The organism is Moorena sp. SIO1F2 (assembly GCF_010672755.1).
Taxonomy (GTDB): domain Bacteria; phylum Cyanobacteriota; class Cyanobacteriia; order Cyanobacteriales; family Coleofasciculaceae; genus Moorena.
Genome location: NZ_JAAHFV010000059.1, coordinates 1 through 24,791, shown reverse-complemented (window position 1 = coordinate 24,791; position 24,791 = coordinate 1). Strand labels below are relative to the sequence as shown.

The following is a 24,791-nucleotide window of genomic DNA, read 5'->3' as shown; positions in this document are numbered from 1 at the left end:
TGCTCAATCCAAGTCTTAGCTAATGTCTCAGTATCTAGTTGCTGACAGCCATATCTAAAGGCACTGCCTAGGATAGCTTTAATGGATTTATCCTTAATATACTGCTTGAGGGGTTTAGTATATTGTTTCAATTCTTGCTTGGATAGGTCAGCATCTTCCAATTCCTTTTCAACTAAAGCTACAAATTCTTTTAAAGCTTTACCGAAGAGTTTTTTCTGGGTATTTTGATCCGATAGTCCAGTATAGTCTTTGATAGACTCTTTGAAGAAGTCTTTGGTGTAGTCTTCTAGAGCTTCTTTGGCCAAGGGACCGATCACTTCTTTGGCGAGATAGCCACCGGCACTAGAAATTCCCCAAACTGCTAACCAATCCAGCATGATATTGGTAGTTGTCTTTTGGTTTATTTATCATTATAGAGGAAAGGGAGTAGGGAGTAGGGAGTCGGGAGTAGGGAGTAGGGAACAGCGGATCTGGGAACAGGGAACAGTAGTCAAGATCTCCAAAATCTCCCCATCTCCCCATCTCCCCATCTCCCCACACTCCCGATAAGTCCGACAGTTGCTAAAATCAAAATCATGAGTCGGACAAAAATTGAGGTAATCTCATGTCTGTTGCCAAACCCTTATTTGAGCAGGTTATTCTCCCTCATCCGGCCAAAGAAACCCTGCCAACCATGTATGATTTACCCAGTGAAGATCCCGAGGAGCCGGGTTTGCCTGACGAATTTCATCTTTGGCAGCCACAACTGTGCAGTGAGACATTTCGCCCTCCCAATTATGAAAGCGAAAGGGTGTTTGTCGCCAGTGACTTAAATTTATATTATGACCCTAACCATACCGCTTGGTACAAACGACCGGATTGGTTTGCTGTAGTGGGGATTTCCCGATTCTACCAGGAAAGAGAGCTCAGAATGAGTTATGTAATCTGGCAAGAAGAGGTCAGACCAATTGTGGCCATAGAATTGCTATCTGCCAGCACCAGAGATCAAGACCTTGGTTACAGTGAACGAACGGTCGAACCACCAACGAAATGGGAAGTGTACGAGCAAATTTTAGCAATTCCCTACTATGTTACCTTTGACCGAGTTAGTAACGAATTACAACTTTTTAAGTTAGATGAGGGCAGCTATCAACCCCAAACCATAGACAATTCCAAATTTTGGATCCCTGAGTTGCAATTGGGTTTAGGACTATGGCTTGGGGAATATCGGGGATTGAATCGGTTGTGGCTACGTTGGTATGATCAACAGGGGAATTGGATTCCTACTGAGGCAGAACGAACCGAACTCGAACGCCAACGAGCTGAACAGGAACGGCAACGAGCTGAACTCGAACGGCAACGAGCTGAACTGGCTCAACAACGAGCTGAACAGGAACACCAACGAGCTGAACTGGCTCAACAACGAGCTGAACAATTAGCAGAACGGTTACGAGAGATGGGTATTAATCCCGATGAAATTTAACCTCTGTCTGAGTTGGTGGGTGTATGTCATTTAAGCTGTTTGACCCGCTGGTGGGTTAGATTATGTTCGGATAATTGGGGACAATACTGATAGATTGGCAATCTTTTTCAGTGCTACTGATACTGACGATAATTCCTTAAACGCAGTGCATGGCGAAAATTCGGAAAACCGTTGTGAACACGATTGGGTTAAATCCAGATTACCTGATTCCCGTTCCCAAAGAGACAATTCCGAAAACAGGGATTGGCAAAATTCAGCGCCAGGAATTGAGAAAAAGATTTGAGGCTGGTGAATTTGATGGTATCTTTTGAAAGCCTGAAGTTAATAACCTGTAGTTTGAGCAGATTATCAAGAAAATTATCTAGGAATTAATAATATAAAACTGTCATAAAATCAGAGACTATTTGTTAAATATTGCTGAAATATTTATTTGTGTAAAACAGGCATCTTGGTGGAACAGGCATCTTGCCTGTTTCCTCCCGCAAAATTTACTGACTGCTGACAGCTGACGGCTCTATGCTTACTTAGCAACCGGTACCTGTTGGGTAATACAATGAACCCCTCCTCCACCTTCAGCCAGCATCAGACTATTTACACCAACAACCTTCCGCCCAGGGAAAACCTCACGCAGAATAGCAAGGGGAGCATCATCTTGGCTGGAGTCACCAGCAACTGGAACGATCACAGCATTATTAGCAATATAAAAATTCATATGAGCAACATCTAAGCCAAGAGGAATCTCAACAATCTCAAACTTACGTCCACGAGCATCAGTACTTTGTTCTAATCGATGCTTAGCATCCCGACAAATCTTGTAATTTGGATCATTCCTATCATCAGTGCTATGGAGTAAGACCAATCCAGGTGCTGCAAATGCGCAAATCCCATCCACATGTCCATCTGTGACCGGATCAGGTACGATACCACGACCTAGCCAAACCACGGTTTCAGCCCCGAGATAGTGCTTCAACAATCTCTCAACTTGAGACTTACTCATGGTGGGGTTGCGATTAGGGTTAAGTAAACATTCCTCAGTGGTGATAATAGTACCTTCACCATCTAATGTCACACCACCGCCCTCCAAGACTAGAGAGGATGAGTACATGGTAGTATCAAGATAGTGAGACAATCGCGCCTTTAGTAAAGCATCGTCGTGATAGGGGGGAAACTTACCACCCCAACCGTTGAAAGTAAACCCAGCTACCCGACGTGAACCCTTGCCGTTCACCAAAAACATCGGACCGGAATCCCTTGCCCAGCCATCGTTTACGGGAAACTCAATCAGTTCGATATCGGAACTCAACAAGCCCTTAGCCACACCCTTGTCTTGAGGATGAACAACCATCGAAACCGGTTCAAACTCATTGACAGCATTCGCCACTGCTGCCCATTCCCGCCTTGCCTTCTTCAGACCATACCCTTTCCAATTCTGAGCTGGAGGAAACACCATGATCGTGAATTCATGGGGTTGCCATTCCGCCGGAAAGAAAAAGCCATCCTCAAGGGGTGTTGTCTCTTGTAATAACGTCACTCCAGTGCTGCTATAGTCCGGCATTTCACTACTACTAACCTCAGTTCTCACCCTTGAGCAAACTGCTGACCAACCCAAGGCACTAGCAGCTGAAAGAACACTTAACTTTAGTAACCTTCGACGATTCAACATAGCGTTTATCTATTCTAGAGTACTTATCACTTGGGTAGGGAGTAGGGAGTAGGGAGTAGGGAGTAGGAATCCTGGCATACTTCCGACACTTCCGACACTTCCGACACTTAACACACTTTTTGATGGTCAATGCTAGCAGCGTTATCATAGAGTGGCTCAAATGTCCAGTGACAGGTGATCTGTTTTTTCTACTGATGGTCAAATTAAGGTAATTAGAGATTCTGTAATGCGGTGTGATTGCAATTACACCTTTGGGTAATGGGGAAAGTGTTTTCACCATTACCCTTCTTCCCCATAGAGAAAAGGTTCACTAATGTAAGCTATCAGCTATAAGTTTCAAGTTTCTAGTTTCAATTTTAATCAGAAGGTGTCTTTCCTATGACTAAAGTACCTATTACTAAAATAACTGACGAACTCAAAACCGAAATTTTCTACCCCGATAGTGATGGTAAGCCTATGACAGAAAGTGATCCTACTCGGGATTATCTGATTTATGGCGTAGAAGCCTTAAAAAGTTATTTCAAAAATCGGGAAGATGTTTATGTTTCGGGTAACTTATTTATTTACTACCAGAAAGGAGAACCCGATCAGGTAGTCTCTCCTGATGTATTTGTGGTTTTTGGCGTGGAAAACAAACAGCGAAGAAGCTACAAGGCTTGGGAAGAAGGAGGAAAATTGCCCAGTTGGGTATTAGAAATAACCTCAAAAAGCAGCCGGAATAGTGATCAAACCACAAAACGCAAACTATACCAAACAATGGGAGTATTAGAATACTTTCAGTATGATCCTACCGGGGATTATCTTAACCCGCCACTTAAGGGATTACGTTTGGTGAAGGGAAAGTATCAACCTATCCCCAGCAAGCCCTTAGGGGATGGAGATTTTTCTATTGATAGTGAAGTGTTAGGTCTAGAGCTGCAAGTGCATCAGGTAAAACTAGAATTTTTTGATCCGAAGCTGGGGAAAAAGCTATTAAATTTTCAAGAACTGGAGATAGCTTATCAACGATCAAAGTTAGAGCAAACTGCCGAAGCTCAAGCCCGACAACAAGCGGAGTTAGAGCGAGCTGCTGAAGTTCAAGCCCGACAACAAGCGGAGTTAGAGCGAGCTGCCGAAGCTCAAGCCCGACAACGAGCGGAAGAAGGGCTACAGAATGCTATTTCTCAGTTATTAAGCTTAGGCTTGACTGTTGAACAGATAGCTGAAGCACTAAATTTATCAGTGGCAGAGGTTAACCGTCACGTTCAAGAATAACCCTATTAAGCTAATGGGCATTTAAATTGGTTATTCCCCCTTACCTATTCCCTGTTCCCTATTCCCTATTCCCTACTCCCTACTCCCTTGCTGAATGACCAATGACTAATGAGCAATTAAAACCTAAATTTTTCTACCGCAATACTAATGGTACACCAATGGCAGAAAGTGACCCTAACCGAGATTATATCATTTATGGCGTAGAAGCCTTGAAAAACTATTTCAAAAATCGAGACGATGTTTATGTTTCGGGTAACTTATCGATTTACTACCTAGAAGGCATATATGATGCCGTAATCGAGCCTGATGTATTTGTGATTTTCGGAGTAGAAAATAAACTACGAAAACACTACAAAGTTTGGGAAGAAGGCGGAAATTTTCCGAGTTGGATCTTAGAAGTAACTTCAATAAGTACTAAGGGAACTGATCAAAGGTTTAATCGCCAAACATACCAAGATATGGGAGTATTAGAATACATGCAGTATGACCCTGTGGAAGATTATCTCCAACCACCCCTGAAAGGATTACGTCTGGTGGAGGGAAACTATGAGCCTATAGCTAGCAAACCTTTAGGAGATGAAGATTTCTCGATTTACAGTGAAGTCTTAGGTCTAGAACTTCAAGTGAATCAGGGAAAATTAGAGTTTTTCGATCCAAAGTTAGGTAAAAAGCTATTAAATTTTCAAGAACTGGACATGGCTTATGAGGAAGCTGAACAAGCACTACAGAAAACTGAACAAGCACTACAGAAAGCTATTTCCCATTTATTAGGATTAGGGGTGAGTGTGGAACAGATAGCTGAAGCTTTGAGTATATCAGTAGAAGAGGTTAATCACAGACTGCAAAAATAACTAAGGTCAGTTTTGGATAAGAAGGAGCGAAGGGAGTAGGCTGAAAGTACTACCCCTCAACCTTCCCAAATTTCTTCCATAACCATGACAAAACCAGGCAGCACTGAATCATCCCCCTTGACCGTAGCGGGATTTTCCAATTGCTCCACATCAGCACCAGGACGGTAAATATACACCCGACGACTATTTGGCTCAATCAACCACCCCAACCTCGCACCATTGTCCATGTACTCCTCCATCTTGTCCTTGAGGTCTTTTACCCTATCACTGGGGGAACGCAACTCAATCACAAAATCTGGGCACAGAGGAATAAATTTTTTCCTTTGTTCTTTACTCAGGGATTCCCACCGCTCCAGCTTGAGCCAAGATGCATCAGGAGAACGATCTGCCCCATTGGGCAGCCTTATTGCCACAAGAAGACTCAAAAACTTTCCCTAGCTTTGTTTGGCGGTTCCATAACCGTAGCTGAAAATTAATGTCGGAATTTCTGTCAGATGTTTCACCTCCTGTTGGGGGCATAACAATTATTTCTCCGTCTAATGTGCGTTCAATACGTAAATCTCGATTAACCTGACAAAACTCAAAAAATTGGTCATCATCCATATCCAATGCTGGAGGCATCCTCAGCACAATGGGATTAGTTTCAACAGCTGTGGTGGCTAATGTCATGATTTAGCTACTTCCCGCACAAGTTTCTTATATTTTAAGATCAGTTTTGGTTAAGCGATCGCTAGCAATAGCTTCTCTAATATCAAGTTCGGTTGAATACCCATAATAAAAGTGTGGGGAGATGGGGAGATGGGGAGATGGGGGAGATTTTTATTAAGGGTAATTATCCTGACATGATATAAGGGAGCTTTTTGGGGGCTTTGGCAACAAAAAAATGTAGGGGTTGGTTCATACTACCCCTACATTAAAAGCTGCTAATTTGTTAATCACTAGTATGGTGGGCAAACTAATCTAGTCTCGAATACTCAAAACAATAGAACTGTTTTGCCCACCCTACTAGCTAGGGAAAAGTTCTCTAGTCTCGAATACTCAAAACAATAGAACTGTTTTTGCCCACTCTACAAGCTAGTCAACTGTAAAATATCAATCCCTAACGAGGAGCAATGGATGGAGCGACAGAAACTATTGGAGGATTTTCTAGCGCCACTGGTGCTTCGTTGACCAAGGTTGGTACAGAGTTGCGGAGTCGTGCGGTTAGCTGGACTGTGGTAGCGTCATAGATCTGAGTCACAATTTTCGGATACAAACCAATGCCGATAATTGGTACTAACAGACAGGCAATAATAAACACTTCCCGAGGTTCAGCATCAATCAAGGCTTCGTGGGCGACTAATTCCTTGTTTTCCGGACCATATAAAATCTCCCGCAGCATGGAGAGCAGGTAAACTGGTGTTAAGATAACCCCGATAGCTGCCAGGACGATCACTAATACTTTGAACAAGGAACCGTAAGCATCACTGGTGGCAAAGCCAACAAACACCATCACTTCTGCCACAAACCCACTCATTCCGGGTAATGCTAAGGATGCCATGGAACAGGTTGTCCACATGGCGAACATTTTGCCCATTCTCTTACCAACACCCCCCATCTCATCGAGCATCAAGGTATGGGTACGGTCATAGGTAGCTCCTACTAAGAAGAATAGGCTGGCACCAATTAAACCGTGGGAAATCATTTGCATCACTGCCCCACTCATGCCTAAGTCGGTAAAGGAAGCAATACCAATTAAGACAAATCCCATATGGGAAATGGATGAGTAAGCAATCTTACGCTTGAGATTACGCTGGGCAAAGGAGGTAAGGGCAGCATAGACAATATTGACAATCCCTAAAATTATCAATGCCGGAGCAAACACGGCATGGGCATCGGGTAGCATGCCAGCATTCATGCGGATTAGGGCATATCCCCCCATTTTCAGCAGAATGCCAGCCAGGAGCATGTGTACCGGTGCTGTGGCTTCCCCATGGGCATCTGGTAACCAGGTATGTAGAGGGAAGATGGGTAGCTTGACCCCGTAAGCAATCAGGAAGCCTCCGTAAAGCAGTAGCTGGAAATTTAGGGCGTAATCTTTGAGGGCGAGCGATCGCATATCAAAGGTTACGGTATCTCCATAGAATGCCATGCCTAAGGCAGCTAGCAAGATAAACAGGGAACCCCCTGCGGTGTAGAGGATAAACTTGGTAGCTGCATAGAGACGCTTTTTGCCCCCCCAGATTGACAGTAGCATGTAAACCGGAATTAACTCCAGTTCCCATACCAAGAAGAACAACAGCATATCTTGAACAGCAAATACAGCAATCTGACCACCGTACATTGCCAACATCAGGAAGTAAAATAGCTTAGGCTTGAAGGTTACCGGCCAAGCTGCCAGCATCGCTAGGGTAGTAATAAAGCCAGTCAGTAAAACAAGAGGCATGGATAAGCCATCTACACCTACTGACCAATTCAAGTCCATTTGAGGCACCCAGCTGTATTTTTCGACCAGTTGCAGTTCTGGGTTGCTCAGGTCGTACTGGGTCACAAAAGCATAGACAATTAGGGCAAAATCAATTAGCCCGATAATTAAAGAGTACCAACGCTCCCAAGTCCCATTTTTTTCTGGCAGAAACGGGAGCAGAAGCGATGCCGCAATCGGAAACAGAATAATTATTGTTAGCCAGGGGAAATCTGTCATAGTCAACTAGTCAGTCACCATTGGTCAAAATAAAATTGCAAATTGTTAATTGTTAATTGTTAATTGTTAATTTTGTATAAACAACTAACAATTAACAAAGCAGGTCAGGTCACACCTGAGACAATTACTAAACCCAGTACTGCGAGGAAGACAATTAGAGCATAGAATTGGGCACGACCGTTTTCTACGTATTTCAGTGCTTCACCACTGAGCAGGGTGAAAAAGCCAGTCAGGTTGACTACACCATCAACGATACGGTAGTCTACTTCCATAACTTGCCGTGCTAATCGACGGCTTCCCTGAACAAACAGCCGGTCATAAATTTCATCGAAGTACCACTTATTGAGAGACAGCTGATATAGGGGCTGGATTTTTTTAGCGATCGCATTGGGGTCAATCTTGCCCTGTAAGTACATCAGTACCGCAACGGAAATCCCAATCAGACCGATTCCCACGGAACTGCCGCCCATAATCAGAAATTCTGACCAGTCAAAGGCTTCTGCTTCTGCCACGACTTCGGCTATGGTTTCACTGGCTGGGTGGATAAATTCCTCAAAGTAGTTGTTAAAGGGAGTTCCCACCAAACCAATCAGTACCGATGGCACGGCTAACACTAACAACGGTAGAGTCATCGTTAAGGGTGACTCATGGGGAAACTCACTGTGGTGGTGGTCGTGGTGATCATGGTCAGCCTGAGCCTCAAGTTCCCGTACATCCATAGCACCAGGACCAAAAGCAGGTACAGCTACACCAGCAGCTTCTTTGAGTTGATGACGAATTTCCATCTCATTGCCCCGAAATTCCCCTTCAAAGGTGGAGAAATACATCCGGAACATATAGAAAGCAGTCATTCCAGCGGTCAGCCAGCCAATTCCCCACAGGAAAGGACTTACTTCAAAAGTACTGCCTAAGATTTCATCTTTTGACCAGAACCCTGCGAAGGGGGGAATTCCACAAATTGCCAAGGTTCCAATTAGGAATGTCAGGGAGGTAATGGGCATAAACTTACGCAAGCCTCCCATTAACCGCATATCCTGAGCTAAAATCGGGTCATGGCCAACCACAGCTTCCATACCGTGAATTACTGACCCAGAGCAGAGGAACAGCATGGCTTTGAAATAAGCGTGGGTCATCAGGTGAAATAAGCCAGCACCATAGGCTCCAATGCCCATTGCCATTACCATATAACCCAATTGAGACATAGTTGAATAGGCTAACCCTTTCTTAATATCATTTTGAGTAATAGCAATGGTTGCCCCTAAGAAAGCGGTAAATGCTCCCGTCCAGGCAATCACAGTCATGGCGACTGGAATCCCTTCAAACACGGGGTACATCCTGGCAATCAAAAACACCCCAGCAGCTACCATGGTTGCAGCGTGAATTAGGGCAGAGATCGGGGTTGGGCCTTCCATAGCATCGGGAAGCCAAACGTGGAGGGGAAATTGGGCGGATTTAGCCACCGGACCGAGAAACACTAAGACAGCGAACACAGCTGCCATGCCTGCACCCAGGTAACCGGATTCCACAAAGGCTTCCAGATTGGCTCCCATGGCATCAAAGTCGAAGGTGCCAGTTGCCCAGTAGAGTCCCAACATGCCTAACAGCAGACCAAAGTCTCCGACACGGTTAGTCACGAAAGCTTTTTGACAAGCATCTGCTGCTGCCTTACGGTCATACCAGAATCCAATTAGCAGGTAGGAACACATTCCCACCAGTTCCCAGAAAATATAAACTTGCAACAGGTTGGCAGAAACCACCAAACCGAGCATAGAGGAACTAAACAAGCTTAAATAAGCATAGAAGCGCACATAACCGGGGTCATGAGCCATGTAGCCATCGGTATAAATCATCACCAGAAAAGCTACGGTGGTCACCACTACCAGCATCAGTGCGGTTAAGTGATCGATGGTATAACCCATCATTAGGTGAAAATTGCCAGCAGCAGCCCACTCCAGGGTGCGTTGATAGGGTTCATGACCATGAAATTGACTCCAGAGTATAGCAAAGGAGAACACCATCGACGCCCCCAACCAGGAGACAATAAATACAGCTAACAGCTGCCGCAGACGGTTCGTTGCTCTATTGAAGGAAATTAGCCCCAGACCAACCAGCATTGCCCCTGCCAAGGGAAACACTGGGATTAGCCAGGCATATTGATAAAGCGGTTCCATTTAAGACAGCCTACTTCAGATTTCGTTACTATTTTGGCAAACTGTTAACCGCTCATGTCTAAAGTTTTTCTTTTTGTTTGTCTGTAGAAGGCCAGACCCTTTAATCTCAACTGCACTATAGCAGCCTAGGCCATGGACTTACGGTCGGCATTGGCTTGCGGCGACTACTACCAACAGCCGCCATCCGGTGAATAGGCCACTAAGGTCTCATATCTGATACAAATCTTAACCTTTTTAGTAAGCTTTATCACAAAATATCTCATCAAAACGAGTAATCATCAGATAATCCCAATATTTGATGAAAATAATAAAAAAATTTAATTAACAAAAATTTATCTTTTCGGCACGTAGCCTTTGCCCATACCTAGGCATGTAAGTGTTATAATATATGATTTATCAATTCACAGGCACAGATCAGGCACAAGAGTCAGAAAGTAATTAGTAATTGTTAATTGTTAATTGGCAATCGGTAATTGGCAATCGGTAATTGGCAATCGGTAATTGGCAATCGGTAATTGGTCATGGGAAATGGTAAACCCACAACCTGGTTACCGATGACCAATTCAATGGCTAATTAGGTTAAGAGTCGCTAATTAGCTAATTAGTTTAAGTGAAGGTTTTAGGCTTTTAGGTTGAATGGCTAAGGGTGTTCTGACCTAGTTGGCTAGCGCCGGGTAAAGCAGGTTGGGTGTCAACAGCTTTCCTTCTGTACCATTACCCTCTTGCACCTAATACCTAATACCTAATACCTAATACCTAATACCTAATACCTAATACCTAGAACTTCTCTTGAGGAGATATTGGCCGAAAAAGCTTTCAAACCTTGGCGCTGCCTTTTATCCAACTCCTTGGTCAAATCTGGGTATTGGCAGTGTGATTTGAGCAGCCTGGCAATTTCCCTGAGCAGCTCATCCCGACCTTGGAAACCTTCTATTCGTGAGACCAACTGACCTTGCTCAAAGAATAGCAATGTCGGTAGGGTCTTGAGTCGATAGGTATTGGCAAGCTTGAGATTGTTATCGGCGTTTACTCTGACAACCTTGACATAATTGCTTCCTTGAGTTTGGAATTCCTCAAGTATGGGGTGAACAAACCGGCAAACTCCACACCAAGGAGCCCAGAAATCAACGATAACTGGCTCAGAAGAGTCTAAAACTGTTTTTGAAAACGTCCGTTCATCAACAGACAATACCATGATTTTTTGAAATATAAGGGTTTTTAGATTTGTTTGGGATCATGCTACATCGAATCGGGATCATCTGAGCAACAGAAATGTCCTAATTACCAATTTACTTGGGCTACAGCTGTAATCATGAGGGGATGTACCCACCACAACAGCCCAGTAAAACCGATGACTCCTAGGTATGCCGGACGAACAAACTCCTGCCATCTCAGGAATTGACGTCCCTGGATAATTGCCAAAAAAGGGATTACGGATGTGCGAGCTTTGAGTGTACAAAAGGCTTCTCCATGCCGTGCCAACAACCGGCGGTCTCCATGCCAGACAGCGAAAAGATGGTGGAGAATTAATCCCACGGAGGTCAATAGGGTAAAGGTGCTACCAATCCAGAGGGTATGGGCAATACACCATATTACTTGTCCTACCATTTGGGGATGCCTGGTAACCCGCATAATGCCAGACTCATACAGATGGACTTGGGGCTTTTGAATCGCAGCAATTTCTAATAAATTAAACGTAGCTGGATAAAGAAACAAGAAAGAAATGACTGAAAGCCCCCATACTAATGACTTAATACCTGGCAGGTCCTGAAGGAGCCACAACTGTATACCATCATATCGATGGTTCAAAAAGTAAATAATTAATACAACTGCTAGCGGAAGACTCACTAAAGCAAAGACAATACGATAAAGCCTTGGACCAATTATTTGTTCACCCTTAGAACGCAGGGCGGCTAAACCACTATGAGCGATCGCAAAAGTCAATAGCAACCCAAACATGACAAAGTGGCTGACACTCAGCCAATTTGGAAATACCATAGGCAAGGGTGATAGATGGGAAATAACGCTCTATTATAGCAAAAAAGCGATGCAGAGGTGCGACCCGTGGCGAATTTAATTCGCCTACGGAAAAAGCACCATTACGGTCTTGGGGGTCCCCCCCATGAGCGACTGCATCAAGACGGAGTAGGAACTTGAGTCCTGGTTATGTTAGTTTCGATTTCAGCTCGCTCCTTTCTGTTAATGGTTTAGCCCTATGTCTGACCTACCTTTTTCTCTCGATCAACTCCGTATACTCAAAGCGATCGCTACTGAGGGGAGTTTCAAGCGTGCTGCTGATAGTCTATACGTAAGCCAACCTGCTATCAGCCTGCAAGTACAAAATTTAGAGCGACAGTTAGAGGTGCCGTTATTTGACAGGGGTGGACGCCGTGCCCAACTGACGGAAGCTGGACACCTGCTGTTGGACTATGGGGAAAAAATTCTGGCTCTATGCCAGGAAACCTGCCGAGCCATTGACGACTTACAAAGTCTCCAAGGTGGGACCTTAATTATTGGTGCATCTCAAACTACCGGAACCTATCTACTACCTCGGATGCTTGGTATGTTCCGACAAAGCTATCCTGAGGTGACAGTACAATTACAGGTTCACTCCACTCGCCGCACTTCCTGGGGTGTAGCCAATGGACTAGTGGATTTAGCCATTATTGGTGGTGAAGTTCCCCCAGAACTTCAAGAAACCTTGACCATTAGTCCTTATGCTGAAGATGAGCTAGTACTAATCTTGCCTGCATTTCATCCCATGGCTAATTTGGAGAAGATCCAAAAAGAAGACCTGTATAAGTTACAGTTTATTGCTTTGGACTCCCAATCCACCATCCGTAAGGTAATTGACCAGGTATTAGGTCGCAGTGGCATTGATGCTAAACGGTTTAAGGTGGAGATGGAACTTAACTCCATTGAAGCGATTAAGAATGCAGTACAGTCAGGACTAGGAGCTGCCTTTGTATCGATTACAGCTATTGAAAAAGAATTACAAATGGGGGTGCTACACAGGGCAAAAATAGAGGGAGTAGTGGTTAAACGGGTATTGTCTTTGGTGATTAACCCCAATCGTTACCTTTCCAAAGCAACAGAAGCCTTCTGTAGGCAGATTTTGCCCTTGTTTGGCTCAGTAGCATGGCACGGGCAATCCTTGGCACTATCAGGGATGGTAACTAATCCTAAAAATTTAGAAGTGGATAGCCCCCACGCTGAAGCTGGGGGTTGAAAGCGATGCAGCGCGGTCTTGGGGGTTTCCCCCATGAGCGACTGCATCAAGACAGGGTTGAAAACAAGTGACGAGATTTATTCCGCTGCCTACGAGAAGATCTGATCAGTAATGCAGAAAATTCCAGGGGCTTCTTCAAAATGGCGTGAGTTCACTAATATCTAACGACTAAAATAAACACAACAAGCAGTGACTTGCTAGAGCTTGTCAGCTGGTAGCGCCTTGTATTTCGTAGTGATCCTGTAAAACATGGAAATTTTCTGCACCCGTCCTGGCTGCCCAAATCCCCATAATTACTTTGATGATCTAGATAACAGAACCACTCTAACCACCACAGAGCAAAGGTATTGTAATAGCTGTGGTATGCCCCTGATTGTAGCAAGTCGCTACATTCCCTCCCAGCTGCTGCGCAAAGGAGGATTTGGAGCAGCATTTCTAGCACGCGATCGCTATACCCCTACCTTGCGTCAATGTGTCGTTAAGCAGTTCCAACCGTCTGGGAGAATTAGCCAGAGGGAACTACAAACTGCCCACAGATTGTTTGAGCGGGAGGCAACGGTTTTAGAGAAATTGGGCAGGCGTCACCCCCAAATCCCCGATTTGTATGCCTACTTTCCGTTGACGGTGCCGAGTCGGAAACCGGGTAAACAAGACCAGTTTTTCTATCTGGTACAGGAATATATTGATGGACAAAACTTGGAGGAAGAACTCAACAGCTTAGGAGCATTCTCTGAAGCCAAAGCCATAGAAGTGTTAACAGAAATTCTCAAAGTCCTCCAATTTGTCCATGACAATGGCTCCATTCATCGCGATATCAAGCCTTCCAATATTATGCGCGATCGCAATGGGCTTCTCTATCTATTAGACTTTGGTGCAGTTAAGCAACAGGTAAACCCAGGAACAACAGCGGCGAGGTCTACTGGTATTTATTCCATCGGATTTGCACCACCGGAGCAAATGACCGGTTCTCAAATTTACCCTTCAACGGATTTGTATGCTCTGGCAGTGACTGTGATGGTTTTGATGACTGGCAGAGAACCTAATGAACTCTACGAACCTGTTACCCATGAATGGAACTGGAGAAGTTATATCCAAATCAGCAATGAACTTGAGAGTATTTTCAATCGACTACTTATGCCAATGCCCAATCAACGCTTTCAGTCTGCTCAGGAGGTTCTTGATGCCATAAATAGTTTAAACATTGCTCAGACAACCCCTCAACCCCGTCACGGATCAGTTCTACCAGTATCCCCACCCTCCCGGCCCCACACCAGGCAACCACAAACCCACTCACCCCTATCCAAACCCCTTAGAGCAAAATTCTCTCTACTTGAGGTACTAGGAGCAGCTGCTTTTACTGGATTTGAGGGAGCTTTATTATTCATTGCTGCAACTGCTTTTGCTAAGATAGTCTCCTCCAACCCACTGGGTATGCTTTTATGGGGAATGAGTTTGGGAGGGCTAATTTATGCTCAATATCGCAGGTTTATTGAAAAAATTGACCTAGTGATTATAGGAGGCATCAGCTTGGGACTGTTGATACTTTTCCCGGTGTTGCGAGTCCAGCAGTCAATCCAGTTAGTTATCATAATATCAGTTCTAGCAGCAGCAGCAGCGATCGCTCTGACGGCACTTTTCCGGCTGGTATATCAACTGTTATCTCGAATACTATAGCAGGGGCGTTGCTGATTAATGGAATGATGCAGGGTAACTGACAACGGAACTTATGTCCGATGAAAAACGAAACGAGTGTTCTTTTGCTATCGATGGTGATTACGGTAGCTATGGTGTTGGGAGGCTTATGGTGGCTTCAGAAAAGTCAGATAATCACACTGCCATTTCCGGAGGAAACGGAGGAAGATGAACCTAGGGCTAAGGTAACTCCAAAAACTACAAACATTAAGCCTGAGATAATCATCGCAGAGCACCTTAGTGCCGGAGATAGAACCTTAATATCAACAGAGGTAACACCAGCCAAACAGGCAGCAGTCAAAGCATTTGCTTCTGGGAATTATGGTAAAGCGGCTTCTTTACTGGAGGCATCCCTTCAAGCTAAGAAAAATGATCCAGAAGCTTTGATTTACCTCAATAATGCTCGGATCGGTACATCTAAGTCTTATACAATTGCGATCTCAATACCTATTGGTGTAGAGGTAAATGCAGCCAAAGAAATGTTACGGGGTGTTGCCCAAGCCCAACAGGAAATCAATGCTACCGGTGGTATTAATAATGTACCCTTAAAGGTGCTCATTGCTAATGATGACAATGATACCAAGGTTGCTAAAAAAATAGCTAAAGCTTTTGTGGATAATCCAGATGTTTTGGGGGTTATTGGTCATTTTAGCAGTGAGGTCACCCTGGCAGCCGCAGAGGTTTATCAAGAGAATCAGTTGGTGGTGATTTCTCCGACTAGTACCTCAGTAACTATTTCAAGACTGGGTAATTATGTCTTTAGGACTATCCCTAGCGATCGCTTTTTTGGTAGCGCCCTGTCTCGCTACATGCTCAATCAATTAAATGTACGCAAAGCAGCTGTCTTTTTTAATTCCCAGAGCAACTACAGCCAATCTCTTGCCGATGCATTTACCACTGCCCTGTTTGCTGATGGTGGCGAGGTAGTGGGAGAGTTTGACTTTGCCAAACCTAACTTTAATGCTGGTGTTGATGTCAAACAGGCGATCGAGAAAGGTGCAGAAGTGTTGATATTAGCTCCCAATTCCGCCACCCTTAACCAAGCGTTACTAGTAGTGCAGGTCAATGATGGACGTCTACCGATGCTAGCAGGGGATAGTGTTTACAAACCCAAGACCTTGCAAATCGGTGGTAGGGATGCGGCTAGTATGGTGTTGGCAGTCCCCTGGCATATTTTGGGCGCTCCAAATTCCCCCTTTCCCCAAGCCGCCACGAAATTATGGGGTTCAGATGTGAACTGGCGCACTGCCTTAACTTACGATGCTACTCAAGCTTTAATCGCAGCCCTCAAACAGCAGCAAAGCCGTTCCGGTGTACAAAAAGCCCTATCCGGATCAGGTTTTCAGCCCCAAGGAGTATCCAGCAAAATTCGGTTTTTACCATCAGGCGATCGCAACCAGGCTGTCCAGCTTGTCAAGATTGAAGCAGGTAATCGTTCCAGCTTTGGTTATGACTTTGTGCCGATTCCTAGCAAGTAGAAACCGGGCAATATAGAAATAAGAGCGTTGCCCAATTTTGGAATAACTGATCAATATTTTTGCCATTTTGTCACCTGATCAGTGGTCAAATCTTGTACCATAAGTTATTTAGCTAAGTTATTTAGCTAAATAACTTAGCTAAGTTATTTCCCTAATCAGGAGTATCCAACAAGGGCTTTTGTTAACTAGTTGTATTTAATTGTATTCAGTTGTATTCAGTTGTATTCAGTTGTATTCTACAGGGTCACTATGTGAACCACCGTTGATGGTTTTTCGTTGACCCTCAACCGTCAACCGTTAACCGTCAACCATTCCACTCATCAATTACCTTGAAAGATTACAAAACAAATTAGTATTAAGCATTATTCCGGATAATCAACTGGGTTAGCCTGTATAAAAATTAGCAATAGCGTATGTATCAGAACAACGAAACTAAGCTTCTTGGGCTATCATTAATGATCTCCTTAGCTTTGGTATCTGGGTGTCTGTGGTGGTTTAAAGTGACCACATCTCCCTTATCTATGCTGGTATCGAACAATACGTCTTCAGATAAAACAAGCATACCAAATTACCTTAGTGAAGGAGACCATATTTTATTTTCTGATTCAACAACACTGGAAAAACAGCTAGGAGTAGAAGCGGTTACTGCTGGTAACTACGACCAGGCAGTTGTTAAATTCACGGAATCCTTAGACCTCCACCGTGATGATCCAGAAGCTCTCATCTACCTTAATAATGCTCGTATTGGGGAAAAACCCTCTTACACCATTGCTGCTGTTGTGTCCATTAGTGATGACATAAATACTGCTAAAGATATACTTCGGGGTGTGGCTCAAGCCCAACAGGAAATCAATCAAGCTGGTGGAATTAAAGGTATTCCTCTCAAAGTACTGATCGCTAATGATGATAATAATCCAGAGGTGGCCAAAAAATTAGCATTAAAGTTGGTGAGTAAGCCAGAGATTTTGGCAGTTGTTGGTAATTTCAACAGCAAGGTGACCCAAGCTACAGCAGATAGCTATGAATCCGGTAAATTAGTAACAATTTCTCCCATTAGCACTTCAGTAAACCTATCAGGAATTAGCGACTTTGTTTTTCGTAGTGTACCGAATGATCTCCTGGCAGCTAGAGCATTAGCTAAACACATGGTGCAAGACCTCAAGCAGAATAATGTTGCTGTTTTCTACAATTATCAAAGTGAGTCTAGTCAGTCTCTTAAGTCAGAGTTTGTAACCGCTGTCTTCTTGGAAGGAGGACGAGTAGTTAGTGAGTTTGACGTGTCTGAGAAAAATTTTAGTGCTGCTAAAAGCTTTAAACAAGCGATTAATCGTGGTGCTCAAGTTCTGATGTTAGGTGCTGATTATAGCAGCCTTGATCAGGTACTAAATGTGGTTCAGCTCAATAGCAAACACCGCAATAGCTTGGGTCAACAATTAGTTATTTTGGCGGGAAATCAAGTTTACAGTACTAAGACATTGACAGTAGCAGGTAAAGATGCTGAAGGGATGGTAGTAGCATTACCCTGGCATCCCCTAGCCAAGCCTGGTTCTGAATTTCCCAAAACCGCTTATCAGCTTTGGGGTATTGATGTTAACTGGCGCACAGCTATGGCTTATGATGCTGTGCAAGCCCTAAGTGCGGCGATTAGACGTAATCCTAGTCGCACCGGAGTTCAACAAGAACTTTCAGCACCGAACTTTTTTGCTAGAGGTGCTGCTGCTCCGATTCGTTTTTTTCCATCAGGCGATCGTTATCAACCGGTCAATTTGGTAACAATTGAACCAAGTAATAGTTCTAGCTTGGAGTATGAATTTGTGCCAATTCCTTAAGCCTGATACCAATTTTATTTATGCCTGCTAGGGATGATGATGGGGAGATGGGGAGATGGGGACCCACCCCTAACCCCTCCCAGGAGGGGAATGGGGAGATGGGGAGATGGGGACCCACCCCTAACCCCTCCCAGGAGGGGAATGGGGAGATGGGGAGATGGGGGATGGGGAGATGGGGAGAGTATTAATATGTAGGAATATTTTTTAAAATTGGTAAGCTGATGTGCATTTAAATTGGTTATTTCCCGTTCCCTGTTCCCAAATCCCCTGTGTGGAACGGGCATCGGTGGAATGGGCATCTTGCCCGTTTGCGTGGAACGGGCATCGGTGGAATGGGCATCTTGCCCGTTTGCGTGGAACGGGCATCTTGCCCGTTTCAATTTATTGTTTATCCCAACTCCCCAATCTCATACTTAAATCCAACCAACTAGAGCGAGTAATGGGAGCACTGCTGGAGATGTAATCTACTCCTGTTTCTGCCACTGCACGAATCGTCTTTAAGGTAACATTACCCGATGCCTCAATTTTAATGTTGTTGTTGCTTACACGAATTAGCTTAACTGCTACCTCCATCTGCTCAACTGGCATATTATCCAACATGATAATATCAGCATTGTGGGTGATCGCCTCTTCTACTTCCGCGAGAGTTGTTGTCTCTACTTCTATGGTCATAGGATAGGGAATAGTATTACGAATTCGAGCGATCGCTTCCCCAATTCCCCCAGCCGCTTGAATATGATTATCCTTAATCATCACCGCATCATCCAACCCCATGCGATGGTTAATGGCTCCTCCCACTTGAGTTGCATATTTTTGCAATAGTCTTAAGCCTGGAGTTGTTTTGCGAGTATCCACCAACTGGGCAGGCAAATCAGCAATTTTTTCGGCATACTGACGGGTTAGGGTAGCAATGCCACTCAGACTCATAGTTAGATTTAAAGCTACCCTCTCTCCCATCAACAAAGCATCAAATGGTCCGTGAAAACGAGCGATGGCTTGGCTTGGCTGACAACTTTCTCCCTCTGCTACTAGGGGGATAAAGCTGACCTTTTCATTTAATAAATAGAACACCCGCGCTGCTATTGGCAATCCCGTGATTACACCTGCTTCCTTAGCGATCCATTGTCCGTTTCCAGAACTAGCTTCTTGAGTGAACAAACCTTGGGTGGTGCGATCGCCTCTACCAATATCTTCTTTGAGCCATTGATGCAGTAGAGGGTCTAACACTATTGGGGGAGGTAATATCGCCATAAGTCTTACCAAAAAACCTGGTTATTTTTTTTAGTTTTTAGTTTAACGAGTTATTATCTCAAGTTATCCAATAAATCATTTAATTTAATGTTTTTTTAACTTCATCCTTGTTTTTTAAAATATTTTCTACCCAAATTGTATCAGCTTTTGATAAAGTAGGAATATTTTTTTGTTTGTAGTCAATCATTAAATCATAGCGCCCTTGGTCATAAACTTGATGTAAAATCATTTGTAAATCTAGAAGCATTTCTGGATCTTCTGGACATAGAGGTAAAGGAAAAACAGGAATCACATCTTGAAGGTTAAAAGCATATAGATAGGCTTGAGGCCGTTGATGACTAGGACTAACTAAAATGTGATAGTCACGCTCGATATTATGATTTAAATTAATCAGTGAATTACCTTGACGTAGTAAATCTATTTCTACTAAATTTGTTTTACTATTTAAAATAAGCTGACGTTTGTTTTCATATTTGTTCCGACATTCTCCTACATTTTTATTGATAGGAGAAATAATTTCAATAGCCGTAACAACTTTTCCGGTACCAACTCTCCTAACTTCTAGATATCCTTGCTTAATAGTTTCTGTCAGAGCAAGTTCTATCGTTAAAGGTTCGGTAGAAGGAACTGCAACAGCTACATTAGACTCGGGATATCTGATCGTATTTTCAGAGCTTTTAGCAATGACATTATCAGGAATACCAATAAGCGTGGACTTTTCTCCACTAGTTTCGTAGATTCGCACTTCTACCGCAACTACATATTTAGGGGATAACTGTTGGTTTAATAAGCGAGCAATTTCCGTAATTAGCCAATGATGTACGCTTGACCAATAGGCTGAATTTTCTAAATAGGGATTCATTCCAGGGAATGGTGAGGGCATGGTTATTTATACTTAAACTTACGGGGTAACAGAGAAGCTAAAAGGAAGAAGATAAAAAGACATGAAGGCTGTTAAAAAAAGGTTAGTTTTACTTAGTTTTGAACTTGGGATTGGTCACATCAAAATTGTAGAAGCAATGAACGCTCCACGCTCTGCCATAGTGTATAAACCAACGTGATGAGCAATTTTCTGGGGATGAATGGCTGTTTTTGGCAAACCCTGCTGGGCTGCCATCTCTGCTGAGAGGTCGAAGGTGGAACAGCCTTCGGTATAAACGGTAATGTCTTTTAATGTTGGTACCATATCATGATTGCGTGCTGATAGCATAGTAACCACGAAGTCCATGACGCAAATATCGGTACAGATTCCTACGACTACTAAGGCTTCCAGTTTGTGCTGGTTTATCCAGCTAATTAAACTATTGTTGCCAGTATCTACATCAATGGAACCGATAAAACCATTGATGCAGTCTTTTTGAATTAAAGTAGCGTGGGGATGAGTTTCTAGCCATTCCAGTTCAGGAACGAGCTTTTCTTCCCCAGACCCTTTTTCACAATGAGGAGGATAGGGAGGTTCTGGTTTGCCTGGTTCGTGGGTATCTAGAAAAGCTAAGACTGGCCAACCTTTGGCGGTGAAAGCTTTTGCTAGGCGATCGCTTTCTGATACCATGGTGGCTATTTGCTGATTTGGTTCTGTTGGAGCCAAAGGAGCAAAACCAACAGTGCAAAAGCCATTGAGCACATCCACAACGATCAAACCCGTGGGGCGATCGCCAATAGTATAGGGCTGAGGGTCAATGGGTAAGGCGGCTTCAATTGCTGCTAAGGTGGCATCGGGAGTAGTTAAAGAAGTTACCATCAAAACCTCCTGGTTATTCTTGGTATCGACAATTTAAAAAGCTAAGTTATGATTTCTTACCCTACCGCGAATTCAGTAAATTTCCTAAGGTAAGGGGCATGATAGGCCAGAACAATATCTTGGTGAGGGACACCGCGTTCAACTAAGACGTTGGCAATCCCAACTTCTGTACCATCATTTTGAATCCAAATCTTATTATCTTTAAGGTCAATGTGAATTGTGGAACCATAAATACGGCGACGATTACTCCATCCGGCATGGACAAGCTGGTAGCGGTCTCTTTCGGTATCAAAGATTAATTCCACTTCTACCTCACCATAAGCGGGTTTGTGGCTGCTGTATTCGGTTAGAATCTCTTTGACGAATTGCCGATATTGCTCTAGTTTTGCCATTGAACAATTTCCTCCTTAGTTGGCTCGAATACAATCAATTTTAGTTGATACTCTTGGGTAATCATTTGAACGAAACGACGGGCAAAGAAGGTTTCATGAATTTCAAGAGGAATAGCTAAATACAATAATCTCTCTGGATCTTCTGCTTTGAGGGCAAAGCGATAGTTAAGGAATTGTCCCAAAACCGTATGGAATTCAGGGTGACTTTAGGCAACTGCAAACCCTGTGTGCTTCCTCACTCCTGGTGATTTAAAGCCTAGAACAATACGCTCTTTGGGAATACCTGCTTCTAGGAGTTCCCCAGCGATGCCATCCTCTGTCCCATCGCGATGAATCCAGATTTTGCCATCGATAATTTCCACATGAATGATACAGCCGTGAACTTGACGCACTCCCTCCCAACCAACTATCATTAATAGGTAGCGATCGCGATTAGAATCAAACACGCTATTTCGTTCAATTTCTCCATAAGAATAAGGAATTTGTGCGTAGTCAGAGATTATTTTTTGAATAATCTCCCGGTCCCGCTCTAAAGAGTCCATTTAATAATATCCTCCGCTTCAGAATCAAAAACCAAAAGACGAACTCGATTGTTTTTTATCAACAGCTCACCAATAGGTTCTTCAAACAATCCACTGGCAACCTCTTGGGATACGGCTAAATAAAGCTCTCGGTCCGGTTCAACTTCGGCGAGAACGTCATGATATACAATATACTGACCAATTGCTTTCTCAAGATCGTTCATTTCCGATAGACCCAGAAAACTTTTAATTTCAACAGCGATTTTGCGTTCGGCTCTCTCGGCTGCTAAGAGTTGCTCTGCTCCCAAGTCAACATACATATCCTTCTTACCCCATTTTAAACTGAGGGGATCGTCGGTAATTGTCCAACCATCTTTAATGAGAGCATTTTTGACACACTCGTGGTAAATGTCTTTAGCTGGCATATCTCCTTAAACACCTCATCCACCTTCATATTACAGTGCGATCGCTACTTGAGCTGCCAAAGCCCTGTGGCCAAGGGCAAATCCCCAGACTTTCAATTCTGTAAAATCTCGAACTCTTAAATTCTCCCAAATGAAGTTTATTTTAAGCTGACGGCTGACAGCTGAACGCGCACGCGTGAGCTTTTAGCTCACGGCTGTTGGCGTAGCCTGCGCGTAGCGCATATGCTTACATCCTAACTACCAAACGGTTTCAAAATTTAAACTAAATCCAGGTAATACTTCTTCTCCAGATAGAGTATTAGGAGAGCTTAACACCTTCACCTCTTGTTGGGGTTTATAAATTTCTACGATTCTATTTTTGGGATCGATTAACCAGCCTAAGCTTATGCCATTGTCTAAATATTCCTGCATTTTTTGTCTTAAGCTTTCCATAGTATCCGTACGGGAGCGTAACTCAAGGACAAAATCAGGACAAAGGGGTGGGAAAGTGTCTTGTTGTTCTGGTGTGAGTTGATTCCAGCGTTCTATTTTTACCCAACTGACATCAGGAGAGCGATCGGCACCATTAGGAAGACGAAAAGCACAAGAAGAGTCAAAAACAACTCCGAGTTTGGTTTGATTGTTCCAAATCACAAATTGTGCAGATAATTGTGCGTTGCGTTTTCCGGTATTGCCTCCTGTAGGGGGCCTAACAATTAATTCTCCATTAGCAGTACGTTCGAGGCGCTTTTCTCGGTTAGCAGTAGCGAGTATTTGGAATTGTTCTTCTGTAACTTTGAAGGTGGGGGGAATGTTAATAGTATTCACCTTAAATTACCAATAATTAAATTACCAATAAAAAATGAAAGCGAGCTGCACATCAAACCTGTAGGGCGCTCGCCAATAGTATAGGGTTAAGGGTGAATATAGGGATAGGTTTGCACTGTTGTCACTGCTTTTGAATAAGTGCTATTCATACCGCTATATCCTTGGGTTCTAACATTAGAGAAAGTTGTGGAGATTTCCACCAACGCTCCCCCTGTACTAAGGTGTGAACTTGCCAAGTGGGTGATGTTTGGTAATAATCCTTGCGGTAATGTCCGCCCCGACTTTCTGTGCGCAATGCTGCACTTTTGAGAATTAAATAGGCAATATCCAGAAGATTGAAGGTTTCTGCAGCCGTTCGCAATTGCTGCTCGGCTAATGGTGACTCAAATTTAACTGTTTGGTTGGGCTGTAAATCCAGCAAGTATTGACTCACCTGAAAACCAGCCAATTCAGAGCGCCAGGAATTAACTTGAGCAAGGGCTGACTCTAACATTTCCTGGGAGCGACAAATTCCTGCACTTTGCCACATCAGGTAGGGCAAACTTTGCCTTACTGAGGCTATCTTCTCGATTTCCCTTGCCCAGTCACCTTTTTCTTTTCTCAAGGGTAGGGATTCCGCCAGAACTGGATTAGGAGCTGTTTGAATTTCAGCTAATTGGGCGGCAAAAACCAAGCATTCCAATAAGGAATTACTCGCTAAGCGATTGGCACCGTGAACTCCCGTACTAGCCGTTTCCCCAATGGCATATAGCCCTGGAATTGAAGTGCAACTGGTGAGATCGCAAGCCACTCCTCCCATCCAGTAATGGGCAGCAGGTGCAACGGGAATGGGCTGCTTTAAGATATCAATGCCCCAATGTTGACATACGTTAATAATATTGGGGAAACGATAGCGAATTCGCTCTGGGTCAATGGGTTGCAAGTCTAAATAAACATTCCCGTGGCTAGGATCGGCGGAGGTTTTTTCTAAGTGACTAAAAATTGCCCGACTTACCACATCTCTAGGGGCCAATTCCCCTGAAGGGTGGTAATTAAAAGCAAAGCGATCGCCTTTGTAATCTACTAAATGTGCTCCTTCTCCCCGGACAGCTTCTGTAATCAAAAAGCGAGGTGCCCCTAGTTTGGTTAAAGCCGTGGGATGAAATTGGAAAAACTCCAAATCTCTAACAATTGCCCCAGCCCGCCAAGCCAGTCCTACTCCATCTCCTGTACTTACGGCTGGGTTCGTTGTCTGGGCAAAAACTTGACCGCCACCACCTGTGGCTAGGATTACCGCAGAGGCTTTTAGCCAAGATATCTGACCTTGATAGAGGAGGCTAATCCCCTGACAATGACCAGTTGC

24 protein-coding genes and 3 pseudogenes are annotated in these 24,791 nt (G+C 43.8%); 9 read left to right on the top strand and 18 right to left on the bottom strand.

Going from position 1 to position 24,791, the window contains the following annotated elements:
* Positions 1-377, bottom strand: a pseudogene (locus F6J94_RS10480) (NTPase); the annotation flags it as partial.
* Positions 343-522 carry a hypothetical protein gene (locus tag F6J94_RS10475; RefSeq protein ID WP_293039636.1) on the bottom strand — a complete coding sequence of 60 codons (180 nt, stop codon included), beginning with the start codon at positions 520-522 and terminating at the stop codon, positions 343-345. The pseudogene F6J94_RS10480 and the gene F6J94_RS10475, both read right to left, overlap by 35 nt.
* An 82-nt stretch (positions 523-604) precedes the next feature.
* On the opposite strand from F6J94_RS10475, the gene F6J94_RS10470 reads away from it, so the two are divergent.
* Together F6J94_RS10470 and F6J94_RS10465 are read left to right on the top strand one after the other, a co-directional pair.
* Positions 605-1,462, top strand: coding sequence for a Uma2 family endonuclease (locus F6J94_RS10470; protein WP_293039634.1), 858 nt, complete (start codon positions 605-607; stop codon positions 1,460-1,462).
* A gap of 149 nt (positions 1,463-1,611) precedes the next feature.
* On the top strand, positions 1,612-1,773 hold the full coding sequence (locus tag F6J94_RS10465; RefSeq protein ID WP_293039632.1) for a hypothetical protein: 162 nt from the start codon (positions 1,612-1,614) through the stop codon (positions 1,771-1,773).
* Between the two features lie 209 nt (positions 1,774-1,982).
* Here the strand turns inward: F6J94_RS10465 and F6J94_RS10460 are convergent, their stop codons facing one another.
* The gene (locus tag F6J94_RS10460; protein ID WP_293039631.1) at positions 1,983-3,125 is read right to left on the bottom strand and encodes an agmatine/peptidylarginine deiminase; all 1,143 of its coding nucleotides are present in this window, start codon (positions 3,123-3,125) and stop codon (positions 1,983-1,985) included.
* Positions 3,126-3,503: 378 nt separating this feature from the next.
* On the opposite strand from F6J94_RS10460, the gene F6J94_RS10455 reads away from it, so the two are divergent.
* Together F6J94_RS10455 and F6J94_RS10450 are read left to right on the top strand one after the other, a co-directional pair.
* Positions 3,504-4,379 carry a Uma2 family endonuclease gene (locus tag F6J94_RS10455; protein ID WP_293039630.1) on the top strand — a complete coding sequence of 292 codons (876 nt, stop codon included), beginning with the start codon at positions 3,504-3,506 and terminating at the stop codon, positions 4,377-4,379.
* Between the two features lie 101 nt (positions 4,380-4,480).
* Complete coding sequence (locus F6J94_RS10450) at positions 4,481-5,230, top strand: Uma2 family endonuclease (RefSeq protein ID WP_293039629.1); 750 nt, start codon at positions 4,481-4,483, stop codon at positions 5,228-5,230.
* Between the two features lie 56 nt (positions 5,231-5,286).
* Here F6J94_RS10450 and F6J94_RS10445 read toward each other — a convergent pair.
* The 5 genes and pseudogenes from F6J94_RS10445 to F6J94_RS10425 form a co-directional block, all read right to left on the bottom strand.
* A pseudogene (locus F6J94_RS10445) lies at positions 5,287-5,899 on the bottom strand (Uma2 family endonuclease).
* Positions 5,900-6,329: 430 nt separating this feature from the next.
* Positions 6,330-7,913 (bottom strand): NAD(P)H-quinone oxidoreductase subunit 4, encoded by a 1,584-nt coding sequence (locus F6J94_RS10440; RefSeq protein ID WP_293039628.1) that lies wholly within the window; start codon positions 7,911-7,913, stop codon positions 6,330-6,332.
* Between the two features lie 104 nt (positions 7,914-8,017).
* Positions 8,018-10,084, bottom strand: a complete 2,067-nt coding sequence (locus F6J94_RS10435) for an NAD(P)H-quinone oxidoreductase subunit 5 (RefSeq protein ID WP_293039627.1) — start codon at positions 10,082-10,084, stop codon at positions 8,018-8,020.
* A 763-nt stretch (positions 10,085-10,847) separates the two neighbouring features.
* Positions 10,848-11,279, bottom strand: coding sequence for a thioredoxin (gene trxA / locus F6J94_RS10430; RefSeq protein ID WP_293039626.1), 432 nt, complete (start codon positions 11,277-11,279; stop codon positions 10,848-10,850).
* 86 nt (positions 11,280-11,365) lie between these two features.
* The gene (locus F6J94_RS10425) at positions 11,366-12,082 is read right to left on the bottom strand and encodes an NnrU family protein (RefSeq protein ID WP_293039625.1); all 717 of its coding nucleotides are present in this window, start codon (positions 12,080-12,082) and stop codon (positions 11,366-11,368) included.
* 217 nt (positions 12,083-12,299) lie between these two features.
* On the opposite strand from F6J94_RS10425, the gene F6J94_RS10420 reads away from it, so the two are divergent.
* The 5 genes from F6J94_RS10420 to F6J94_RS10400 all read left to right on the top strand — a co-directional run bounded on the left by F6J94_RS10420 (position 12,300) and on the right by F6J94_RS10400 (position 18,500).
* Complete coding sequence (locus tag F6J94_RS10420; protein WP_293017627.1) at positions 12,300-13,313, top strand: LysR family transcriptional regulator; 1,014 nt, start codon at positions 12,300-12,302, stop codon at positions 13,311-13,313.
* A 249-nt stretch (positions 13,314-13,562) separates the two neighbouring features.
* Complete coding sequence (locus tag F6J94_RS10415) at positions 13,563-14,987, top strand: serine/threonine-protein kinase (RefSeq protein ID WP_293039624.1); 1,425 nt, start codon at positions 13,563-13,565, stop codon at positions 14,985-14,987.
* A 59-nt stretch (positions 14,988-15,046) separates the two neighbouring features.
* Positions 15,047-16,483 (top strand): ABC transporter substrate-binding protein, encoded by a 1,437-nt coding sequence (locus tag F6J94_RS10410; RefSeq protein ID WP_293039623.1) that lies wholly within the window; start codon positions 15,047-15,049, stop codon positions 16,481-16,483.
* A gap of 455 nt (positions 16,484-16,938) precedes the next feature.
* A complete protein-coding gene (locus F6J94_RS10405) occupies positions 16,939-18,312 on the top strand; it encodes an ABC transporter substrate-binding protein (protein WP_367142187.1) in 1,374 nt (457 codons plus the stop codon).
* A 47-nt stretch (positions 18,313-18,359) separates the two neighbouring features.
* On the top strand, positions 18,360-18,500 hold the full coding sequence (locus F6J94_RS10400; RefSeq protein ID WP_293039621.1) for a hypothetical protein: 141 nt from the start codon (positions 18,360-18,362) through the stop codon (positions 18,498-18,500).
* 16 nt (positions 18,501-18,516) lie between these two features.
* Here F6J94_RS10400 and F6J94_RS10395 read toward each other — a convergent pair whose 3' ends face one another.
* The 10 genes and pseudogenes from F6J94_RS10395 to F6J94_RS10350 all read right to left on the bottom strand — a co-directional run.
* Complete coding sequence (locus F6J94_RS10395) at positions 18,517-18,678, bottom strand: hypothetical protein (protein ID WP_293039620.1); 162 nt, start codon at positions 18,676-18,678, stop codon at positions 18,517-18,519.
* A gap of 15 nt (positions 18,679-18,693) precedes the next feature.
* Complete coding sequence (gene nadC / locus F6J94_RS10390) at positions 18,694-19,563, bottom strand: carboxylating nicotinate-nucleotide diphosphorylase (RefSeq protein ID WP_293039619.1); 870 nt, start codon at positions 19,561-19,563, stop codon at positions 18,694-18,696.
* Between the two features lie 79 nt (positions 19,564-19,642).
* The gene (locus tag F6J94_RS10385; protein ID WP_293039618.1) at positions 19,643-20,446 is read right to left on the bottom strand and encodes a DUF4058 family protein; all 804 of its coding nucleotides are present in this window, start codon (positions 20,444-20,446) and stop codon (positions 19,643-19,645) included.
* A gap of 114 nt (positions 20,447-20,560) precedes the next feature.
* Positions 20,561-21,304: an isochorismatase family protein gene (locus F6J94_RS10380; protein WP_293039617.1), complete on the bottom strand. Its 744-nt coding sequence runs from the start codon at positions 21,302-21,304 to the stop codon at positions 20,561-20,563.
* A gap of 56 nt (positions 21,305-21,360) precedes the next feature.
* Complete coding sequence (locus F6J94_RS10375; protein ID WP_075903795.1) at positions 21,361-21,696, bottom strand: XisI protein; 336 nt, start codon at positions 21,694-21,696, stop codon at positions 21,361-21,363.
* Positions 21,684-21,881, bottom strand: a pseudogene (locus F6J94_RS10370) (element excision factor XisH family protein); the annotation flags it as partial. The pseudogene F6J94_RS10370 and the gene F6J94_RS10375, both read right to left, overlap by 13 nt.
* Positions 21,882-21,902: 21 nt before the next feature.
* Positions 21,903-22,238 (bottom strand): XisI protein, encoded by a 336-nt coding sequence (locus tag F6J94_RS10365; RefSeq protein WP_293039616.1) that lies wholly within the window; start codon positions 22,236-22,238, stop codon positions 21,903-21,905.
* The gene (locus tag F6J94_RS10360; RefSeq protein WP_293039615.1) at positions 22,226-22,642 is read right to left on the bottom strand and encodes a XisH family protein; all 417 of its coding nucleotides are present in this window, start codon (positions 22,640-22,642) and stop codon (positions 22,226-22,228) included. Before F6J94_RS10360 ends, F6J94_RS10365 begins: the two co-directional genes overlap by 13 nt.
* Before the next feature lie 237 nt (positions 22,643-22,879).
* Positions 22,880-23,449: a Uma2 family endonuclease gene (locus F6J94_RS10355; protein WP_293039614.1), complete on the bottom strand. Its 570-nt coding sequence runs from the start codon at positions 23,447-23,449 to the stop codon at positions 22,880-22,882.
* A gap of 145 nt (positions 23,450-23,594) precedes the next feature.
* Positions 23,595-24,791, bottom strand: a 1,197-nt coding sequence (locus F6J94_RS10350; protein WP_293039613.1) for an FAD-binding protein, incomplete at its 5' end; no start/stop codon positions are given.

What these genes read in the sequence shown, in the direction of transcription:
- F6J94_RS10475 (WP_293039636.1), bottom strand. Translation starts at nt 522, where the DNA reads ATGGGGAGATGGGGAGATTTTGGAGATCTTGACTACTGTTCCCTGTTC.
- F6J94_RS10470 (WP_293039634.1), top strand. Translation starts at nt 605, where the DNA reads ATGTCTGTTGCCAAACCCTTATTTGAGCAGGTTATTCTCCCTCATCCG.
- F6J94_RS10465 (WP_293039632.1), top strand. Translation starts at nt 1,612, where the DNA reads ATGGCGAAAATTCGGAAAACCGTTGTGAACACGATTGGGTTAAATCCA.
- F6J94_RS10460 (WP_293039631.1), bottom strand. Translation starts at nt 3,125, where the DNA reads ATGTTGAATCGTCGAAGGTTACTAAAGTTAAGTGTTCTTTCAGCTGCT.
- F6J94_RS10455 (WP_293039630.1), top strand. Translation starts at nt 3,504, where the DNA reads ATGACTAAAGTACCTATTACTAAAATAACTGACGAACTCAAAACCGAA.
- F6J94_RS10450 (WP_293039629.1), top strand. Translation starts at nt 4,481, where the DNA reads ATGACTAATGAGCAATTAAAACCTAAATTTTTCTACCGCAATACTAAT.
- F6J94_RS10440 (WP_293039628.1), bottom strand. Translation starts at nt 7,913, where the DNA reads ATGACAGATTTCCCCTGGCTAACAATAATTATTCTGTTTCCGATTGCG.
- F6J94_RS10435 (WP_293039627.1), bottom strand. Translation starts at nt 10,084, where the DNA reads ATGGAACCGCTTTATCAATATGCCTGGCTAATCCCAGTGTTTCCCTTG.
- trxA (WP_293039626.1), bottom strand. Translation starts at nt 11,279, where the DNA reads ATGGTATTGTCTGTTGATGAACGGACGTTTTCAAAAACAGTTTTAGAC.
- F6J94_RS10425 (WP_293039625.1), bottom strand. Translation starts at nt 12,082, where the DNA reads ATGGTATTTCCAAATTGGCTGAGTGTCAGCCACTTTGTCATGTTTGGG.
- F6J94_RS10420 (WP_293017627.1), top strand. Translation starts at nt 12,300, where the DNA reads ATGTCTGACCTACCTTTTTCTCTCGATCAACTCCGTATACTCAAAGCG.
- F6J94_RS10415 (WP_293039624.1), top strand. Translation starts at nt 13,563, where the DNA reads ATGGAAATTTTCTGCACCCGTCCTGGCTGCCCAAATCCCCATAATTAC.
- F6J94_RS10410 (WP_293039623.1), top strand. Translation starts at nt 15,047, where the DNA reads ATGAAAAACGAAACGAGTGTTCTTTTGCTATCGATGGTGATTACGGTA.
- F6J94_RS10405 (WP_367142187.1), top strand. Translation starts at nt 16,939, where the DNA reads ATGATCTCCTTAGCTTTGGTATCTGGGTGTCTGTGGTGGTTTAAAGTG.
- F6J94_RS10400 (WP_293039621.1), top strand. Translation starts at nt 18,360, where the DNA reads ATGGGGAGATGGGGACCCACCCCTAACCCCTCCCAGGAGGGGAATGGG.
- F6J94_RS10395 (WP_293039620.1), bottom strand. Translation starts at nt 18,678, where the DNA reads ATGCCCGTTCCACGCAAACGGGCAAGATGCCCATTCCACCGATGCCCG.
- nadC (WP_293039619.1), bottom strand. Translation starts at nt 19,563, where the DNA reads ATGGCGATATTACCTCCCCCAATAGTGTTAGACCCTCTACTGCATCAA.
- F6J94_RS10385 (WP_293039618.1), bottom strand. Translation starts at nt 20,446, where the DNA reads ATGCCCTCACCATTCCCTGGAATGAATCCCTATTTAGAAAATTCAGCC.
- F6J94_RS10380 (WP_293039617.1), bottom strand. Translation starts at nt 21,304, where the DNA reads ATGGTAACTTCTTTAACTACTCCCGATGCCACCTTAGCAGCAATTGAA.
- F6J94_RS10375 (WP_075903795.1), bottom strand. Translation starts at nt 21,696, where the DNA reads ATGGCAAAACTAGAGCAATATCGGCAATTCGTCAAAGAGATTCTAACC.
- F6J94_RS10365 (WP_293039616.1), bottom strand. Translation starts at nt 22,238, where the DNA reads ATGGACTCTTTAGAGCGGGACCGGGAGATTATTCAAAAAATAATCTCT.
- F6J94_RS10360 (WP_293039615.1), bottom strand. Translation starts at nt 22,642, where the DNA reads ATGCCAGCTAAAGACATTTACCACGAGTGTGTCAAAAATGCTCTCATT.